We start from the raw sequence: 16,923 nt of genomic DNA, 5'->3' as shown, positions 1-16,923 counted from the left end.
GCCGCCTCCCGTGTCCCACACGTTGAAGTTCAGGATGCCGGCGTCGTCGACCCGGGCCGTTACGTTGGATTCCGTCCATGTCATGCGGCGAGCGTACTTCGGACAGGCCGGGATTGTCGCCATCGACATTAGTCGACGGTCGGCGCCTAGGCTTGGCTGCGGGCCGGCGGTCGCATTCCGACCGTCGAAGGGTTCAGAAGTGTGATGTACCGAGGAGACGAGGACGACCCGCGTGAGTGAGCCGAATCAGCCGGGGTGGTACCAGGATCCAACGGGCCGGCAAGGCGACGCCCGCTGGTGGGACGGCGTGGGCTGGACCGACCAGACCATGCCGTATGAGACGACGACCGACGCCGCGGAGTTCGAGCATCTTCCGACGTTGCAGTCCGGCAGTGCCACCGGTGCCCACACCGTCTACTCACCAGGTGCGATGGGTGAGTACGAAGTCTTCACTCCAAGCGTCGCGCCAACAGGTACGGCGCAGCATCCGCAGTGGTACCACGCGGCGCAGACGCCGCCACCGGCGCCAGAGCCAGACCGCCCAGGGCGGCGATTCGATCTCGGGTTGCGCGATGCGCCGCCGCAGACGAGGCGGAATATCTGGTACGCGCTCGGCGCACTGGGCGTCATCGCGCTCGTGGTTGTTCTGCTGCTTGTCACCGGTGTTTTCACTGCGAAGACCCCCGACGACACCGCGGGATCGCCGGTATCGGTCAACGTGGCCCCGCCGTCCTCACAAAGCGATCAGCACGCGCTGCGCATCGTGGACAAGGATTCGGGCATTAGCTACGACTATCTCGGTGAAGGCTGGAAGGACTTCCAGCTTGGCCCGGTACTGGAAAACCAGACGACCGTCGGCGAATACATCATCACCCAGAAAAAGGTGCCTACAGGCGGCGAGTTCATCGCGCAGGTCACCTCCGGGCTGCTCGCCCAAAACTTCGGAACGCCGACACCTGATGCTTATCCGGCGGCGCTCAAGGAAGTCGAGAAGTCGGTGCGCGGGCACTACTATCCCGAGCCCAACCAGCCGACCAATCTCAAGGAAGAGTCGGTGAAGATCGATGGACACGCGGCGTACCAGCGGTCCTTCGACCTCAAGTGGGACGTCAAAGGCTATGACTCGACCGGCGAGCGCGTCGTGCTGCTGCTGATCGACACCGGTAAGTCCTCGCCGGTGTTCTTCTACTGCTCGTTCCCGAACACGCACGCCGAGCTGTATCCGCTCATCGACGAGGTGATCGCGTCGATCAAGGTTGATTCCTAGCCGCAGCGAACCGGTACGGTGCGCCCACGGGTAGGGTCGCTTGCGTGAGATCACCCGACTACGAAATCCACCGGATGCGCCTGGCCAACGGGCTTCGCGTCGTACTGGCGCCCGAGAAGAACAGCGGCGCGGTAGCGATCAGCGTGCATTACGACGTCGGCATGCGGTCCGAGCCGGAGGGTCGCACCGGTTTTGCGCACCTGTTTGAGCATTTGATGTTTGAGGGGTCGGCCAACGTCCCGACCCATGAGCACGCGAAGTACATCCAGGGCGTCGGGGGTAGCTTCAACGGCTCGACCCATCCGGACTACACCGAATATCACGAGGTGCTTCCCCCGCACGCGCTCGAACGGTGCCTGTTCCTTGAGGCCGACCGGATGCGCGCGCCGTTGCTTACGCACGAAACCATGCAAAACCAGATTTCTGTCGTAAAAGAGGAAATCAGGGTCAACGTGCTGAACCGGCCGTACGGCGGATTCCCGTGGCTTGCGATGCCTCCCGTGCTGTTTGACACCTTCGCCAATGCGCACAACGGGTACGGCGACTTCGTCGATCTGGAGACGGCCACGGTAGACGACGCGCGAGCATTCTTCGCTCGCTACTACGCGCCTGGCAACGCCGTACTCACGGTCGCAGGCGATTTCGAGCTCGCCGCCGCTAGCGACATGATCGAACGCCACTTTGCTGATATACCGGCGCGTCGGGTGCCGAAGCTGCCGTCCTTCGCTGAGCCGGCGCCGACTAACGAGCGTCATGGAAGTGTTACCGATGCGCACGCACCGATCCCGGCAACGGCGCTCGGGTGGCAGAGCCCGGACCCCGTCGACGATCTCGATGGCTACCTCCCCACGGTGATCTTGTGCGACGTCCTGTACGACGGTGACGCGTCCCGGTTGCACGATGAGATCGTCACGAAGCGCGAGCTCGCGCTCGCCGCATTTGCCTACTGCGGCACGTTCGGCGACCCGTTCGACCAGCGGGGCGCCAACACCGTGACCGTCCAGTTCAACCATCCACGGGTCGATACCCGGACCGAAACGATCGCTCTCGTCGACGACATCATTGGCCAGTTGGCGACGGACGGCCCCACCGAAGCGGAGATGCAGCGCGTGCTGCCGCGGATGGTCTCGCAGTTCCTGCGCGAGATGGACTCAACCAGCGACCGTGGGCTGCGGCTTGGCACGTTTGAGCTTCTGTACGGACGCGCCGAGCTTGCCAATGAGTTGCCCGGGTTGCTTGACGCCGTCGAACCGCAGCAGGTCGCAAAGGCGGCCGCGTCGCTGACGCCAAGTTCTCGAGCTGTTGTCTGCCTGGAAGCGAAGGAGACCGCGTGAGTGTCGCTGCAGCCAAGGGGCCCAAGACGAAGACGACTGCCCAGCGCTCGGTGCCACCGCTTGCAGTGGCCCGCAAGCTCCGGGCTCCCAGGGTCGTTGAACACCGGCTGCCCAACGGACTGCGGGTCCTCGTCATCCGCAAGGCGGGCATCCCCGTCGTTGAGGCCCGTTTGCGACTGCCGCTGCTGAGCGTCGACCGAGCCTCGTACGCCAAGGCCCGGCTGCTCGAGGAGACGATGCTCAAAGGCACATCGACGTACTCGGCACTCGATTTCGAGCAGCAGCTGGGACTACTTGGCGGCGGAATCAGTATCGGCGTGGATCGGGACCGGCTAAGCGTCGGCGGCATGACCCTCTCCCAGCACCTACCGAGGTTTCTCGAGCTGATGAGCGATGCGCTGCAGCACGCGACGTACCCCAGCGATGCGGTCATCGCCGAGCGCGGCAGGCTCGTCGAACGGCTCTCGGTCGCTAACTCCAGCGCCGGCGTTGTCGCGTCGAAGACCCTGGCGCGCAACCTCTTTGCCGACCATCCGTATGCCGTCCTGATGCCTGAGGCCGAAGATCTCGCGGCAACCAGCCCGGCGATGGTGCGCGGAATGCATCGTCGGCGGGTGATCCCGGCAGGCGCCGTTCTCGTGCTCGTCGGTGATCTCTCACCGGCGAGGGCGATCGCTGTCGCGCAGCGCGCATTTGACGGCTGGAGCGGCAAAACGCCGCGATCCAAGGTCCCCGCAATGAACGCGAGAACCAGCGGGCCCGTCGTTCTCGTGGACCGCCCCGGTTCCGTGCAGTCGTCGATTCATCTTGCGGGACTCGGCCTCGGCCGTTACGACGATCTGCATCCGGCCCAGATGGTCGCCAACATGATTTTCGGTGGCAACTTCTCATCGCGTCTGGTGGCGAACCTGCGTGAAGACAAGGGATATACCTACAGTCCGCATAGTTCGTTGGACCTCGCGCCGCAGGCGACGACGTTCTCCATCTCGGCCGACGTGGCCACCGACGTGACCGCCGCGTCGCTCGCCGAAATCTCGTACGAGCTGAGCCGGATGGTCGTCACGACCGTGACGGCGGATGAGCTCGACAGCGCCCGCCAGTACCTCATCGGGTCGGTGGCACTGTCGCAGTCGAGCCAGGCGGGTCTCGCTTCGACGACGGCCAATCTCGAGTTTGCCGGCGCGTCGTTGCAGTGGCTGCGCGACTTGCTGGTCAAGATTGCCGATGTCACCATCGACGACGTGCACGAGGCGGCCATGAAAATCATGCAACCGACCCAAATCCGCACCGTTGTCGTTGGCGACGCATCGCAGGTCGAACCGTCACTGCGGGCAATCGTCGATGTTGAGCGGCAACCGATGCGTGAGGCAACATGAAGGCCAACGACAGCAAGGGGAATGCGCTATGACCGGACTAGTATCGCCGACACTCGGCAGGTTTGACGTGGATCGCGCGGCCGAACGACGTTCCGACGATGCGTGGCTCGCGCAGGCCTGGGCCGACGGCCGGGTACTCGTCCTCACCGAAAAAGGTGAAGCCCCCATCGCTGAGGGCAAGGACGGGCCGTCGTTGCAGTGGCGCGACACCAGCGGATACGCCGATGACATCGAGCGGGTTTTCCTGGGTATCTACGAAGACAAGCCGACCTTCGTGATCGGTGGCAAGCGAGACATCAAGGCCGACGGCTGGATGGACCTACGTGCCGTCGGTGAGGAACTGAGCCCAGAGCACGCGGCACTCCTGGTCGAAGCGGTGGCGATTACGCGGTGGCATGACTCGCATCGTGCGTGCCCCCGGTGCGGCGCACCCACCGAGTACGTCGAGGCCGGTTGGTCCACCCAGTGCACCAACGATGGGTCGCGGCATTTTCCGCGCACTGACCCCGCCGTCATCATGCTCGTCCACGACGGTGCGGACCGCTGCGTGCTGGGCCGTAACGAGGCCTGGCCGGAGGGACGGTTTTCGGTCCTGGCGGGCTTCGTCGAGCCGGGTGAGACAGCCGAACAGGCTGTACGCCGCGAGATCCACGAGGAAGTGGGCCTACGTGTCACCGACGTGCAGTACGTCGGTAGCCAGCCGTGGCCGTTTCCAGCATCGATCATGCTGGGCTTCATCGCGCGCGTCGAAGGGTCTGAGGAGATCGTCCGCAACGATGGCGAGATCGCTGAGGCGGCGTGGTTCACCAAGGACGAGCTGCGGGAGTCCAAAGGCATAAAGGTGCTGCCGACGCCGATCTCCATCGCGCATCACATTATCTACGGGTGGCTCGACGGCGAGCTCAGCTGATCGCGACTTAGCGCAAGCCCAAACGTTCAGGCGCTGGTTGCGGCGAGCTTGTCTTTGACCTCGTGAATGGACGGATTGGTCAGCGAGGAGCCATCAGCGAAGACCAACGTCGGGACAACGCGGTTGCCCTGGTTGATGCCCTTGACGATCTCGCCGGCGGCGACGTCATCGTCCACATCGATCTCGGTGTAGTCGAGGCCCGCATCGGCGATGTCCTGACGAAGTCGATTGCAGAATGGGCACCAGGTCGTGGAATACATCGTGAAAGTCTCAGTCGCACTCATATCCCTACTGTGACATACGCGTCTGACACCCCCTCAGCCGTGTCGGAGGCGGGTGAAACACTCAAGGAGTGACTGCCGAACCCGCCATCGATGGCCTTGACCCCGAACAGGCCCAGGCGGTGCTGGCTCCGCATGGGCCGGTGTGCATCTTGGCCGGGGCTGGCACCGGCAAGACCCGCACCATCACCCATCGGATCGCGCGTCTGGTGCACACCGGCGCGGTCAAGCCGCAACAGGTCCTCGCCGTTACCTTCACCGCGCGGGCGGCAGGGGAGATGCGCACCCGGCTGATGGGCCTGGGCACCAAGGGCGTGCAGGCCCGCACGTTTCACTCCGCCGCGCTGCGTCAGCTGCGCTACTTCTGGCCGAGCCACTTCGGCGGACAGCTGCCCGAGCTGATCAGCTCGAAGTTCCGCCTGGTCGGCCGTGCCGCCGCGCGTTGCAAACTGTCCACCGACACCGCGATGGTGCGCGACTTGGCCGGCGAGGTCGAGTGGTCGCGGTCCTGTCTGATCGACCCCAGTGACTATCCGGCAGCCGTTGCGCGATCCGGCCGCGAGACACCTGTCGCTCCGGAGACTGTCGTCAAGGTGCTCGAGACATACGAGAAGCTCAAGCAGAGCGCCGAGGTCATCGACTTCGAGGACATGATCATGTCGATGGCGTTCATGATCGAGTCTGTCCCACAGATCGCACACCAGGTGCGCGAGACCTACCGCTCGTTCGTCATCGACGAATACCAAGACGTCAACCCTCTTCAGCAACGGCTGCTCGATGCGTGGCTTGGCGCGCGCGACACGGTCTGCGTTGTCGGCGACGCTAACCAGACGATCTACACCTTCACCGGCGCGCGGCCGGATTACCTGCTCGGTTTCGCCAATCGATTCCCGGACGCGAGCGTCGTACGCCTGCATCGCGACTACCGGTCTACGCCGCAGGTCGTTACCCTGGCCAATCGGGTCCTCGACGGCAGTTCCGGTGGCCTGGCCGGCGCGCGCATGTCGTTGGTCGGGCAGCAGCCGACCGGACCCGAGCCGACGATTACCACCTACGACGACGAACCCGCCGAAGCGGCCGCCGTAGCGGCCAAATGCGCGTCGCTCATCTCGTCCGGCACCCCGGCTGCGCAGATCGCCGTACTGTTCCGCATCAATGCGCAGTCGGAGATTTATGAGGCCGCGCTGTCATCGGCTGGAGTGCCCTACATTCTGCGCGGGGGTGAGAAGTTCTTCGAACGAGCCGAGGTGCGCGAGGCGGTCGTATTCCTCCGTGCGGCGGCGCGCACCAGCGACTCGACCGGCCGACTTGGTCGGGCCGTGCGCGGCGTGCTTGCCAACAGTGGATGGGACCCGGAGGCGGCGCCATCGGGTGGGTCGGCCCGAGAGCGTTGGGAGTCGCTGTCGGCGCTCGCCGGTCTGGCCGATGACCTACAGTCCGCCGACCCGGACATCGACCTCGCCGCATTCGTCGTCGAGCTAGAACAGCGTGCGGCCAGCCAGCACGCGCCGACTGTGCAGGGCGTGACGCTCGCGTCGCTGCACGCGGCCAAGGGCCTCGAGTGGGACGCGGTGTTCCTCGTCGGGCTCAACGACGGCATGGTTCCGCTTAACCGAGCCCGCACCAATGAACAGGTCGAAGAGGAACGCCGACTGCTGTACGTCGGGGTGACCCGAGCTCGGCGCATCCTCAATCTGAGCTGGTCTCTTGCCAGGTCTCCCGGCGGACGCGCGTCACGCAAGCAGAGCCGATTTCTCGATGCGCTCGCGTCGTCGCGCGGACCGACCGCGAAGGTCGCGCCGTCCGCGCGGCGGCAAAAGATCGCGCGGTGTAAAGGATGTGGTCAGCGCCTGGACCCACGAGAGGTTGCCGCCGGCTCGTGCGGCGCGTGTCTCAAGGTCGGCGACCGGACCTTCGAACGTCTTCGGGCTTGGCGGATGACAGTTGCGCGCAGCGAGGAAATTGCGCCCTACATGGTCTTCGATGACGAGACTCTCGGCGCCATCTCGCTGATGAAGCCGACGACGCTCAGCCGACTGCTCAAGGTCAAGGGCGTCGGCGAGGTGAAACTTGGCAAATACGGCAGCGATCTTCTCGAGGAGATCGAGGCGTCGAAAAAGAATCTGCAAAAAACCCAATAAATAGTTTGCGCCGATGTGCTTGCACAATCTAGCGTGTATGACGTGCCGCTCGCAAAAGCGCGCGTCACCTGCAAAAGCATCATCCATCTCGACCCGAAAGGAGTAGCGAAAATGAACAATTCACTCGTCATGAGTCGTCAGTCCGCAGATGCAGTTCCGGCTTGCGCGTTCGCGCGTGTGCGCGTGTGGTCCCCGCTGACTCCTGACGGCGTCGCTCGGCAGGACCGCTCCTCTCGAGGAACTGAAAACGGCACTACCCAACGTACTGATGCCATATCCGGCTACGCGCTGCTTGATAAGCGTGCGACCGGCAGCACCGGAATCTTCAGCAGTACCGGCACGACGGGCACCGGCACGACGAGCAATGACACCAGCAGCAATGTCACTACCGGCAATCGCACCACCAGCACCACTGATCCGACATTACTGGGATCTCCACCCTTTTGGCGAAGTAACTAGCATCAACTAGTTGGCTCGTACCGAGGCCGCGGAATCTCAGACATGAGATCCGCGGCTTTCTTGTATTTAGCGGCGGATCGCAACACGACACCTAAGGCACCACGTGACGACTCAGACCAAGACGACGACCGCGACCGTACAGAACTACCAGCTAGGAGCCAACAAGATGCCAAGCCCGACCTCGCCAATTTCCGCGGCGACGCCGTTGGTGAGCGCGCCGGTATTCAGCGCCGATGACGAACTGCCATGCCAAGTCCAGGACCCCGATCTCTGGTTCGCCGAGAGCCCCGCCGCGCTTCAGAAGGCAAAGGAACTGTGTGCACAGTGCCCGGTGCGGGTGGAGTGCCTCGTCTCGGCCATCGATCGCCGTGAGCCGTGGGGCGTCTGGGGTGGCGAAATTTTCGAGCAGGGCGTCGTCATCGCGCAGAAGCGTGGCCGCGGACGGCCCCGCAAAGATGCCCCCGTCCGGGATCAGCCCGGTCGTGCGGCGTAACGAGAGACCGTATATGCCAGGAGTTACGAAATGTATTTGCTACAAAACGAACTCGCTCACTACCGAATAGAGGACGAGCTCTCCAACGCCGCTCGGCATCGCCGGGCGCGTCAGGTCATTCGGGCCGCACGGTTACGCCGCCGCGCGGACGTCGCACGCGCGCGGGCGAACGCTGCCGAGGACAGAATCAGCTGATCGCCGGCCTTATGCAGACGAGGCACCATGCTGCAAGGCGCCTTGCTGCAAGGCACTATGGACACATGGTGACTTGCAGCATGTGCGGTACGACGGCCGACGAGCTACCAATGACATGGAGCAGTGAGGTGCGTGACGGACGTACGGCGTATCTCTGCGCCGTCTGCACCCGGCAGCACCTGCGTTCGATCGAGGGGCGACTGGATCAGGAGTGGTGGTAACGGCTCGCTAGCCGTCGAAGCCGGGCAGCCAGCGTTCGACGACACCGCGAAACGGGCCCTCGGCCTCAAGCTGGCACAGTACGCCGATAGACCCGAGAGTCACGCGGTAAATCATGAGGTACTCCGGCGGCAGGTTGAGCTGGCGACCGAGCTTGTTGGCGTCGCTGCGTGGGTTGCCCAGCCGCGCGGCCTCGGCTTTGATCCATTCTCGGCTGAAAGCGAACGTTGGCTTGGCGAGCGGTTCGAGGATGGGGCGTAGGTATTCGAGTACGGCCTGGGCGTCGACTCGAATCGTCGGCTTGACGAACCCGGCCTCGCGCAGCATGGCAAGGACACCATCTGCGTCACCGTCCAGCGTCATTCTGGCGGCCGTACCGATCATTTCCGGTAGCCCGTCGGGCAGATGCTTGACGGCTCCGAAGTCGATGACACCGAGCCGGCCGTCGTCCATCAACCGGTAGTTGCCAGGGTGCGGGTCGGCGTGCAGCAGGCCTGCTCGGGCAGGGCCGGAAAAATGCAGGGTCGACATCAAGATGCCGGCGCGGTCGCGCTGCTTCTTGCTACCGCGCGCGATGACGTGGGACACCGGTGTGCCGTCGATCCATTCGCTGATGATGACCTTGGGCGCGCTCGCGACGACCTTGGGGACCACGAAGTCCGGGTCGTCGGCGTACGCCGCGGCGAACGCGCGTTGTGACTGGGCCTCGAGCCGGTAGTCCAACTCTTCGATGACCCGTTCGCGGATCTCGGCGATGAGTGGCTTGATGTCGATACCCGGCGTGATCATGCCGTAGATCTTGGCGAAGCGGGACAGCTGGTTGAGGTCTGCCATGAGAGCCGGTCCGGCGCCGGGGTACTGCACCTTGACCGCGACGTCCCGGCCGTCGTGCCAGACACCCCGATGAACCTGTCCGATACTGGCCGCGGCCGCGGGCTGGTCGTCGAAGGACTCAAAACGGTCGATCCAGTGCGCGCCGAACTGCTCGTCGAGCACCGACTTGACCGTCGCGGTCGGCATCGGTGGCGCTTGCTCCTGCAGTTTGGTCAGCGCCTCGCGGTAGGGGGCGGCCATGTCGTCCGGGAACGCCGCCTCGAAGACGCTCAGCGCCTGGCCGAGTTTCATGGCTCCGCCTTTGAGCTGCCCGAGCACTTCAAACAGCTGCGCGGCGGCGCGCTCCTGTTTGCTCTGGGTCACCTCGAGGGCGCTGCTGCCGGCGAGACGCTTGCCGACACCTGTGGCCGCCCGGCCGGCGACCCCGAGGGGCAGCGACGCGAGCTTTGCCGTACGCCGTACCGAGCGCTGCGGGAGTTCGTCCACGACCCCCATTCAACACGAGGTGCCCTGGGCTCGCCCAGCTAGGCGCGCTGGCAGGTACACAACGGGTGCCGCGGCCAGAACCTCCGGGTGAGCACCAGATCTGGCAGACCGATCTCCAGCGTCGTGTTGATTGTCTCCGGCAGCCGCTCGCCGTCGAACCACTGCAGCGCCTGGATGCTTGCCAACGAACCGGCCAGCAGAGCCAGGGCCGACTCCCCGGCGTCCTCAGGTCGGTGCGGCTGCATCCGCAGCTGACCGTAGATTGCCGGCCACTGCGGGTCACGATCGCGGCGGCTCAGATGCTGGCACTGCAGACAAGAGGACTCGCCCGGCACGACAAACGGGCCGATCACGGCACGTCGTTCACGTACCGTGGCGCACAGGTACGGCGTACCGCTGCGTTGTAGCGACCGCTCACGCTCATCCGGGCCGGGCCAGGTCTCGGTCAGGATGAGCAAGTCGGGCGACTCCAACGGGCTGAGCCGGGCGGTGCTGGCCGAGTCGGAGACTCGCTTGACCAGCCGAGCAAGCGCGTCACTATGGTCAGCGCCGACATCATCCAGGCCGAACCCGCCGCCGGTAACATCGCTCGCGTCGACTGGTGCTCGCTCGACGACGTTGATCCGGCCCAGACCGGCCGCGGCTAGCGCACCGGCGATGACGCTGCCGACTCGTCTGCCGCCGTGGATGAGGACCTGCGAATGGGCGCGGGCCGCGGCCACCTGTTGCGGCGTACCGGAGGCGGGGCTCAGCAGGCGAGCAGCGAGGTCGGGCAGCAGCCCCCGATCGTTCTCCGGGTGCCATCCGGAGTCGGTCTCGGCCGGTACCGCGCCGAGGTCGACCAGTACGCCGCTGGCGTGCAGCTGGCGCAGCACCGCGACGATGTCGTCCGCAGTGAGGCCCAGCCACGGGCCCTGGGCGATCAGTTGCGCGCTGCTGCGTCGCCCATTGATCGAGTTGATCAGCCGGTAGCGCTCTGGGGTGATCCCACCGAGCACGATGGCACGATCGCCGTCGATGCCGATCTGCAGGATCCCCACGTCGCGCCACACTCGACGCAACACCGGTGGGATCCAGGGAACCGCAGGTAGTGCCGCTAGGCGGGGATCAACCAGCTGTGGACGCGCCTCGCGCGGCCCTTCGCTGTTGTAGGGGGAGGCCGCCGCGCGCATCGGGTTGGCTCCTTACTTCGGTGTTATTGGCATCGAAGTTGGAGCGTGTCAGAAACGGAGCCAGCGTGCGCCGAGTTGTCCACAGCCTCAATCGGGTTCGCGCCTCACGACGGCCCGGAGTGTGCGCTTCGCTGGCTAGGCCTTGCCGAGGATGCGGTTCATCTTCGTGCCGCAGGTGGGGCAGGTGCCCTTCGCCATACGAGTGCCTTTTTCGTTGACCTGTTCTTCGCCGTCGAAATCGCGCTTTTCTTTGCATTTCACGCAGTAGCCGTTGTACGTCTCGGACATTACAAAACCTCCGTCGTCTGCTGCGACGATTGGCGCCGCTCGTCTCATGCGGCTGTCAACATACCGCGATCTGGGCAGTTCAGTGGGTATATCCGAGTCGAAATGGTCGATCTCGCGCCGGGACTGCTGTGGATAAGGCGGTGGATAACAGGCCAATGCAGGCCGGGCTCGCTGTGGACATTCTGGGGTCAAAATGGGTAAGAAAGGCTGCCACGCGGTCAAATATCGCCTCTCGCCAGGCAATTTTGAACGAGACACCGAAGGCTCGGGCGCCTGTGGATAAGTCATAGGCGGCAAGTAGCCGGTCGTCAACACGTCGCACCATCTAAACAACACAGCGCAGTATCCAAACAACACCGTGCACCATCTAAATCAGTGCTACTAGGCTGCCTATGTGGCTGCCGCGGACTCGACGACCTACCAGTTTGGAACGATTGACGGCGTACCGGTGGAGGTACGCCGCAGTCGTCGGCGCAAGCGCAGCGTGCAGGCCTATCGGGATGGCGCCAAGATCGTGGTGCTGCTACCGGCGTCGATGTCTCGCTCGGAACAGACCCGCTGGGTGCATCAGATGGTCGACAAGGTGACCTCGATGGAGCGCCGCCGGCGCAGCGGCGTGCCGGCGAGCGACGAGGCGTTGCTGGCGCGTTCGGCGATGCTCTCGCGACGCTACCTACCGCCAGATACGACGCCGGCAAGTGTGCGGTGGGTGACTAACCAAAACTCCCGCTGGGGCTCGTGCACGCCGTCGACTAAAGTGATCCGCCTATCGCACCGGCTCAAGTCGATGCCGCAATGGGTCGTGGACTACGTGTTGTTGCACGAACTGACGCACCTGATTGTGCCCGGTCATGGGGCGGACTTCTGGGCGCACTTAACCGGATACGCCTACACCGAAAGAGCGCAAGGCTACCTCGAAGGGGTGCAGGCCACTGCCCAGCTCGAGAATGTCTGGGAGCTCGGCGAGGTCGCCGACGAACACGCCGGCTAAGAGGTCAGACGGACCCGGCGAGGCGGCGTACGACCTCTTCGAGGATCGGTCGGGGAGTGGCCAGGTTGACGCGGACGAAGCCGGCGCCCTCCGGACCGAAAGTAATGCCGTGGTTGACCGCTACCTTGCCGCGATCGAGAAATGCGGTCGCCGGGTCGTCGCCGAGGCCAAGATTTGTGCAGTCCACCCAGGCGAGGTACGTCGCGTCCTGCGGTGACCAGCGCGCATCCGGCAGGTGCGTGGCGAGCAGTTCGCCGAACAACGTCCGGTTCGCGGCGAGGTAGTCCAGAGTGTCAGCCAGCCAAGGCCCACCCTCGGCGAACGCGGCGGTATTGGCTGCCACGCCGAGAATCGACGTACCGAACGACGCGAGGTTGGGTGCCTTCTCGAGTGCCTTCCACGAGGCGGCGCCGCCGGCAATCGCGAGCGCACATTTAAGGCCTGGCACGTTCCACGCCTTGGACGCGGACACGAAACTCACGCTGTGGGTGGCCGCATCCGTGTCGAGCGAGGCGAACGGGACGTGGACGTGAGCGTCGAAGGTGAGCGGGGCGTGTACCTCGTCGCTGAGTACGACGACGCCGTGGCGCTCGGCGTACTGGGCAATCTGCATCAGTTCAGGACGCATAAACACCCGTCCGGTGGGGTTCTGCGGGTTGCACAGCAGCAGCGCACGGACCGATGGGTCGGATAGGACGCGGTCGAGTGCCGCGAAGTCAATGTCGTATCGAGCCCGCGTGCTGTCGTAGGCAAGCGGCACCGGCGCGCAGCGACGATCGACGACCTCGATGGTTCTGAAGAACGGCGGGTACGACGGGACGAAGAACGCGACGCCGTCCCCGGGGTTGGTAAGTGCCTGCAGGGCGGTCCGGATGCCCGACAGCACATCCTGGACGACCATGGTGTGCGCGGGATCGGGCCCTACGCCGTCGCGGGCCGCGGCGTACTGCGCATAGGTCTCGGCGAGCGCGCCACGATGCGAGTAGCCGGTGTCGCCGCGCGCGGCGTACTCGTGCAGTACGTCGACGATCGGCTCGGCAAGCGGGAAGTCCATCTCGGCGACGAACGCCGGAACCACCTCCGGCGGATGGGTCCGCCATTTAACGCTGTGCCGAGTGCGGAGCTCATCCAGGGTGATTGCGTCGTACGGGTGTGACATCACCCGAGCCTATTGCCTCAGACCTGGGTAGTGCCATCCGAGTCGTCAGGCCTGTCGTCGTTGTTGTCCGAGTTTGCATCCGTGCCCGCGTCGCTGTCCGAGTCCGTGCCCGCCGTGTCGGCTGGTTCGTCGGCAGGGTTGTCGTCGCCGCGAAGTAGCGCATCGAAGTCGGCGTCGGTGAACGAAGAATTCGAGGTCATGTCAGCGAACGCCTCGGGGTGGTCGAGGTCGGACGAGCTTGGCAGCAGGTCCGGATGCTCCCAGATCGCGTCGCGACCCTCGACACCGCGGCGCTTCTCGATCTCGGCCCACAACTTTGCCGCTTCGCGAAGTCGGCGCGGACGTAGTTCCAGGCCGACGAGGGTCGCGAATGTCTGTTCGGCTGGCCCACCTGCTGCACGGCGCCGGCGCATCATTTCGCCCAGCGCGTTCTCCGCGGGCAGCCGGTCACCGGCGACCTTGGTCACGACACGATCAACCCACCCTTCGATGAGCGCGAGCAGCGTCTCGAGGCTGGCGAGGGACTGTTTCTGCGCCTCGGTGGTTTCCGGTTCGAAGACACCGCTGGAGAAGATCTCCTGCAGCTTCTCCGGATTGGACTGAAGGTCGGCGGGATCGATCTCGCTGATTGAGCGCTCGATGGCGTCCTTGTCGACTACGATGCCCTTGGCGTATGCCTCGACGGTGTTGAGGACGCGCTGCTTGAGCCACGGGACGTGCGCGAACAGCCGCTGGTACGTGACTTCGCGTAATGCGAGGTAAAGCCGGATCTCGTCGGCGCCGATCTCCAGGCCTTCGGAGAACGCATCCACATTTTGAGGCAGAAGTACCGCGGTACCTGCCGGCCCAAGCGGAAGGCCGACGTCAGTGGAGGACAGCACTTCGGAGGCGAGTTGCGCGATGGCCTGGCCGACTTGCGTGCCGAAGATCATCCCGCCCATAGTTCCCATGATCCCTTCGAACCCCGGGAATCCTGCGGGCATTTGCTGTTCGTCGTTCGTCGGGATCATCGCCGACATCGCGCTGACCAGCTGGGCAGCGACCGGGTCGCACAGTTGCGACCAGACCGGCAGCGTGTGTTCGATCCATTCGGCGCGTGTCCAGCTCGCGGTTGTCGTGACGCCGCTGGGGAAGGTCGTTGCCTCGTTGAGCCACAGATCGGCTAGATGGACGGCCTCCTTGACGGCGATCTTGTCTGCTGCGGTAAGCGAGCGCTGGTTGGCGTTCGCGTGCGCGAGTGCACCCTGCTTGGCGAGATCCCAATTCACCGGACCGCTTTGCTGACTGAACATCTGCTGCAGTTGCTGAATAAAGGGCATTGCGGCGTTGAGGTCCATGGGCATTCCGCCTGGCATCTGCATGCCCGGCGGAAGCTGAGGCCCGCTGCCCGGCGTGCCGGGTGTGCCGCCAAAACCAGGGAACATGAAACCGAATGGGTTGTTGGCGAATGGGTTGCCGGATTGATCCTGGCCACTGTCCGAAGATGCCTCGGAAGCATCGCCCGAGTTCTTAGAGAGGTCGTGGTGCTCAGAGTTGTGGTCGGAGTCATCCGGATCGTCAGGTCCGGATGCGCTGAACCCGAACGGCGGCTTCGTCATCAGTTACGACTCCTTATAGTTGCGCATGCGCAGTATCGCGATGCATTAGGTGAACGTCTGCGAACCTGGTCGTGTTCCATCACCGTTCACGGTACGGCGTACCGGCCCAATCCGATCAACATAATTCCCGGCCGATCAACATAATTGCCGGTCGCATAGGCTCACTGCATGAGTCGTCGGTTTCAGACCCTGTGCGGGGGAGTCGTTGTTCTCGCGGTGCTGCTGCTGATCGTGCTCACTGTGAAGGTGCCGTTTGTTGCGGAGGTTCCGGGTCCGACAGCGAACACCATCGGCAAGTACGACGGCAAGCAAGTCATCAAAGTCGATGGCGATATCAAGCTCAACAAGTCTTCAGGCAACCTCAACTTAACTACCGTTGGGATCGTCGAGAACTTGACGGTCTTCCAGGCGATCGAGGGCTGGTTTGACGATGGGGTGAGCGTCGTACCAACTGAGGTCATTTATCCGCCGAACGTGTCGCGCGAAGCGACCGATAAGCAAAATAAGGCGGACTACGACAACAGCGAGAATTTTGCCGTTGCGGCCGCGCTTGGTCATCTCGGTTATCCGACGAAGGTTGTGGTTGTGACTCCGCCCAAGGGTTCCGATCTGAAGTCCGGTGACGCTATCGACTCTGTTGGCGGTACGGCAATTACGTCGTTCGCGGACTTGCAGGGTGTGCTCAAGACTATTGCGCCGGATACTGCGGTCGAGGTGGGCTACCAGCATTTCGGCGTACCGGCGACGACCTCCATCACGACCCAGAAGCCGACCGGCAAAGATGCGGGTTCCGGCGGTTCGAGGCTTGGCGTCACTGTCAACGCTCGTCCGTACGCGCCGTTCAACGTCACCTTCGCGCAGAACGATATCGGCGGGCCATCCGCCGGTCTCATGCTCACCCTCGGCGTACTCGATCTGGTGGGGCCGAAGTCGATCACGGGCGGCCATTTCATCGCCGGCACGGGCACGATCGACGCCGAGGGCAAGGTGGGCCCGATCGGCGGCATCAGGCTGAAGATGAAGAAGGCCGCGGAGGTAGGCGCGGACATCTTCCTTGCGCCGGCCAAGAACTGTGCTGAGGCGATGACCGACCCGCCGGCCAATCTCAAGGTCGCCAAGATTGACAGCCTCGACAGCGCGCTCGATACGATCGCGAAGTACAACGCGGGCGAAAAATTTCCGACCTGCTAGAGGAAGTTCCGACCTGCTAACTGGCCCAACCGCTCAAGCGAGCCGCAACTGTCGTGTGTCCTAGGCGCGTGTGTCTCGGGCATCCGGTGCGCGCGTTCGTGGTCGCGCCGGTCGCAGCGCCGGATGCCGATCAGGCGGATCGTGCGAGGTCACGCCGAGGTATGGAGTCACCTGGTTTAGGCGGCGGTTTTCTTCTTGTTTCGCCTGGTGCGGCGGGGTGGTGGTGTTTTGCGTCCTGGCGGGTGGGTGGTGTAGCGGCGGCCGGTGGGGCTGGTCCAGTCGATACTGGCGTCGTCGTGGAGGACTAGTTGCCATCCGGTTTGGTGTTTCACGCGGTGGTGGAGTTCGCATAGCGCGATCAGGTTCGTGTCGGCGGTGGGCCCGTTCGGGTATTCGATGACGTGGTCGAGGTGGCAGTATGCGGCTTTGCGGGTGCAGCCGGGGAAGCGGCACGTCACGTCCCGGGTGATGACGCGGCGGCGCATGTCTGCTGGTGGCCGGTAGCGGGTCTTCCCGACGTCGTAGACGA

18 protein-coding genes are annotated in these 16,923 nt (G+C 64.1%); 11 read left to right on the top strand and 7 right to left on the bottom strand.

Annotated features, from left to right (window positions below; all coding sequences use genetic code 11):
• The first annotated feature begins 232 nt into the window (after window positions 1-232).
• Genes CLV47_RS18285 through nudC form a run of 4 tightly spaced genes read left to right on the top strand, consistent with a single transcriptional unit; the run spans window position 233 to window position 4,887 of the window.
• A complete protein-coding gene (locus CLV47_RS18285; protein ID WP_106350562.1) occupies window positions 233-1,267 on the top strand; it encodes a DUF2510 domain-containing protein in 1,035 nt (344 codons plus the stop codon).
• A 44-nt stretch (window positions 1,268-1,311) separates the two neighbouring features.
• Entirely contained in the window at window positions 1,312-2,601 is a 1,290-nt protein-coding gene (locus tag CLV47_RS18280; RefSeq protein WP_238145507.1) for a M16 family metallopeptidase, read from the top strand.
• On the top strand, window positions 2,598-3,977 hold the full coding sequence (locus CLV47_RS18275; RefSeq protein WP_106350560.1) for a M16 family metallopeptidase: 1,380 nt from the start codon (window positions 2,598-2,600) through the stop codon (window positions 3,975-3,977). Before CLV47_RS18280 ends, CLV47_RS18275 begins: the two co-directional genes overlap by 4 nt.
• Window positions 3,978-4,005: 28 nt before the next feature.
• Window positions 4,006-4,887 (top strand): NAD(+) diphosphatase, encoded by an 882-nt coding sequence (gene nudC, locus CLV47_RS18270; RefSeq protein WP_106350559.1) that lies wholly within the window; start codon window positions 4,006-4,008, stop codon window positions 4,885-4,887.
• A 26-nt stretch (window positions 4,888-4,913) separates the two neighbouring features.
• Here the strand turns inward: nudC and CLV47_RS18265 are convergent, their stop codons facing one another.
• Window positions 4,914-5,171, bottom strand: coding sequence for a mycoredoxin (locus tag CLV47_RS18265; RefSeq protein ID WP_106350558.1), 258 nt, complete (start codon window positions 5,169-5,171; stop codon window positions 4,914-4,916).
• A gap of 68 nt (window positions 5,172-5,239) precedes the next feature.
• Between CLV47_RS18265 and CLV47_RS18260 the strand changes: the two genes are divergently transcribed.
• The 5 genes from CLV47_RS18260 (at window position 5,240) to CLV47_RS22120 (ending at window position 8,677) form a co-directional block, all read left to right on the top strand.
• Window positions 5,240-7,309 carry an ATP-dependent DNA helicase UvrD2 gene (locus CLV47_RS18260; protein WP_106350557.1) on the top strand — a complete coding sequence of 690 codons (2,070 nt, stop codon included), beginning with the start codon at window positions 5,240-5,242 and terminating at the stop codon, window positions 7,307-7,309.
• Between the two features lie 42 nt (window positions 7,310-7,351).
• Complete coding sequence (locus CLV47_RS21870; protein ID WP_146135435.1) at window positions 7,352-7,768, top strand: hypothetical protein; 417 nt, start codon at window positions 7,352-7,354, stop codon at window positions 7,766-7,768.
• Between the two features lie 103 nt (window positions 7,769-7,871).
• The gene (locus CLV47_RS18255) at window positions 7,872-8,261 is read left to right on the top strand and encodes a WhiB family transcriptional regulator (protein ID WP_272946812.1); all 390 of its coding nucleotides are present in this window, start codon (window positions 7,872-7,874) and stop codon (window positions 8,259-8,261) included.
• Between the two features lie 30 nt (window positions 8,262-8,291).
• A complete protein-coding gene (locus CLV47_RS22125; protein WP_170111152.1) occupies window positions 8,292-8,456 on the top strand; it encodes a hypothetical protein in 165 nt (54 codons plus the stop codon).
• 65 nt (window positions 8,457-8,521) lie between these two features.
• Window positions 8,522-8,677, top strand: coding sequence for a hypothetical protein (locus CLV47_RS22120; protein WP_170111151.1), 156 nt, complete (start codon window positions 8,522-8,524; stop codon window positions 8,675-8,677).
• Window positions 8,678-8,684: 7 nt separating this feature from the next.
• Here the strand turns inward: CLV47_RS22120 and CLV47_RS18250 are convergent, their stop codons facing one another.
• From CLV47_RS18250 to CLV47_RS22115, 3 genes are all read right to left on the bottom strand, one after another.
• On the bottom strand, window positions 8,685-9,995 hold the full coding sequence (locus CLV47_RS18250) for an ABC1 kinase family protein (RefSeq protein WP_106350556.1): 1,311 nt from the start codon (window positions 9,993-9,995) through the stop codon (window positions 8,685-8,687).
• Between the two features lie 38 nt (window positions 9,996-10,033).
• A complete protein-coding gene (locus tag CLV47_RS18245; protein ID WP_146135434.1) occupies window positions 10,034-11,167 on the bottom strand; it encodes a hypothetical protein in 1,134 nt (377 codons plus the stop codon).
• A 135-nt stretch (window positions 11,168-11,302) separates the two neighbouring features.
• Window positions 11,303-11,455, bottom strand: a complete 153-nt coding sequence (locus tag CLV47_RS22115) for a DUF5679 domain-containing protein (RefSeq protein WP_170111150.1) — start codon at window positions 11,453-11,455, stop codon at window positions 11,303-11,305.
• Window positions 11,456-11,849: 394 nt separating this feature from the next.
• On the opposite strand from CLV47_RS22115, the gene CLV47_RS18240 reads away from it, so the two are divergent.
• Window positions 11,850-12,446 carry a M48 metallopeptidase family protein gene (locus CLV47_RS18240; RefSeq protein ID WP_238145506.1) on the top strand — a complete coding sequence of 199 codons (597 nt, stop codon included), beginning with the start codon at window positions 11,850-11,852 and terminating at the stop codon, window positions 12,444-12,446.
• A gap of 4 nt (window positions 12,447-12,450) precedes the next feature.
• On the opposite strand, the gene CLV47_RS18235 is transcribed toward CLV47_RS18240, so the two are convergent.
• Together CLV47_RS18235 and CLV47_RS18230 are read right to left on the bottom strand one after the other, a co-directional pair.
• Complete coding sequence (locus tag CLV47_RS18235) at window positions 12,451-13,605, bottom strand: MalY/PatB family protein (RefSeq protein ID WP_106350554.1); 1,155 nt, start codon at window positions 13,603-13,605, stop codon at window positions 12,451-12,453.
• Window positions 13,606-13,622: 17 nt separating this feature from the next.
• The gene (locus CLV47_RS18230; protein WP_106350553.1) at window positions 13,623-15,203 is read right to left on the bottom strand and encodes a zinc-dependent metalloprotease; all 1,581 of its coding nucleotides are present in this window, start codon (window positions 15,201-15,203) and stop codon (window positions 13,623-13,625) included.
• Between the two features lie 168 nt (window positions 15,204-15,371).
• Here CLV47_RS18230 and CLV47_RS18225 point away from each other — a divergent pair, with 168 nt between their 5' ends.
• Window positions 15,372-16,394 carry a YlbL family protein gene (locus CLV47_RS18225; protein ID WP_106350552.1) on the top strand — a complete coding sequence of 341 codons (1,023 nt, stop codon included), beginning with the start codon at window positions 15,372-15,374 and terminating at the stop codon, window positions 16,392-16,394.
• A gap of 176 nt (window positions 16,395-16,570) precedes the next feature.
• Here CLV47_RS18225 and CLV47_RS22110 read toward each other — a convergent pair.
• The coding region (locus CLV47_RS22110; protein ID WP_170111149.1) for an HNH endonuclease signature motif containing protein at window positions 16,571-16,923 on the bottom strand (353 nt) is incomplete at its 5' end.

The organism is Antricoccus suffuscus (genome assembly GCF_003003235.1).
GTDB lineage: Bacteria > Actinomycetota > Actinomycetes > Mycobacteriales > Antricoccaceae > Antricoccus > Antricoccus suffuscus.
The sequence above is the reverse complement of the archived record's forward strand: the minus strand, read 5'-3'. Positions and strand labels throughout refer to the sequence as shown.

Excerpts from the sequence above, each read along its gene's own strand:
- CLV47_RS18235 (WP_106350554.1), bottom strand. The coding sequence starts at position 13,605 with ATGTCACACCCGTACGACGCAATCACCCTGGATGAGCTCCGCACTCGG.
- CLV47_RS18265 (WP_106350558.1), bottom strand. The coding sequence starts at position 5,171 with ATGAGTGCGACTGAGACTTTCACGATGTATTCCACGACCTGGTGCCCA.
- CLV47_RS18245 (WP_146135434.1), bottom strand. The coding sequence starts at position 11,167 with ATGCGCGCGGCGGCCTCCCCCTACAACAGCGAAGGGCCGCGCGAGGCG.
- CLV47_RS22115 (WP_170111150.1), bottom strand. The coding sequence starts at position 11,455 with ATGTCCGAGACGTACAACGGCTACTGCGTGAAATGCAAAGAAAAGCGC.
- CLV47_RS22120 (WP_170111151.1), top strand. The coding sequence starts at position 8,522 with ATGGTGACTTGCAGCATGTGCGGTACGACGGCCGACGAGCTACCAATG.
- nudC (WP_106350559.1), top strand. The coding sequence starts at position 4,006 with ATGACCGGACTAGTATCGCCGACACTCGGCAGGTTTGACGTGGATCGC.
- CLV47_RS22125 (WP_170111152.1), top strand. The coding sequence starts at position 8,292 with ATGTATTTGCTACAAAACGAACTCGCTCACTACCGAATAGAGGACGAG.
- CLV47_RS18225 (WP_106350552.1), top strand. The coding sequence starts at position 15,372 with ATGAGTCGTCGGTTTCAGACCCTGTGCGGGGGAGTCGTTGTTCTCGCG.
- CLV47_RS18230 (WP_106350553.1), bottom strand. The coding sequence starts at position 15,203 with ATGACGAAGCCGCCGTTCGGGTTCAGCGCATCCGGACCTGACGATCCG.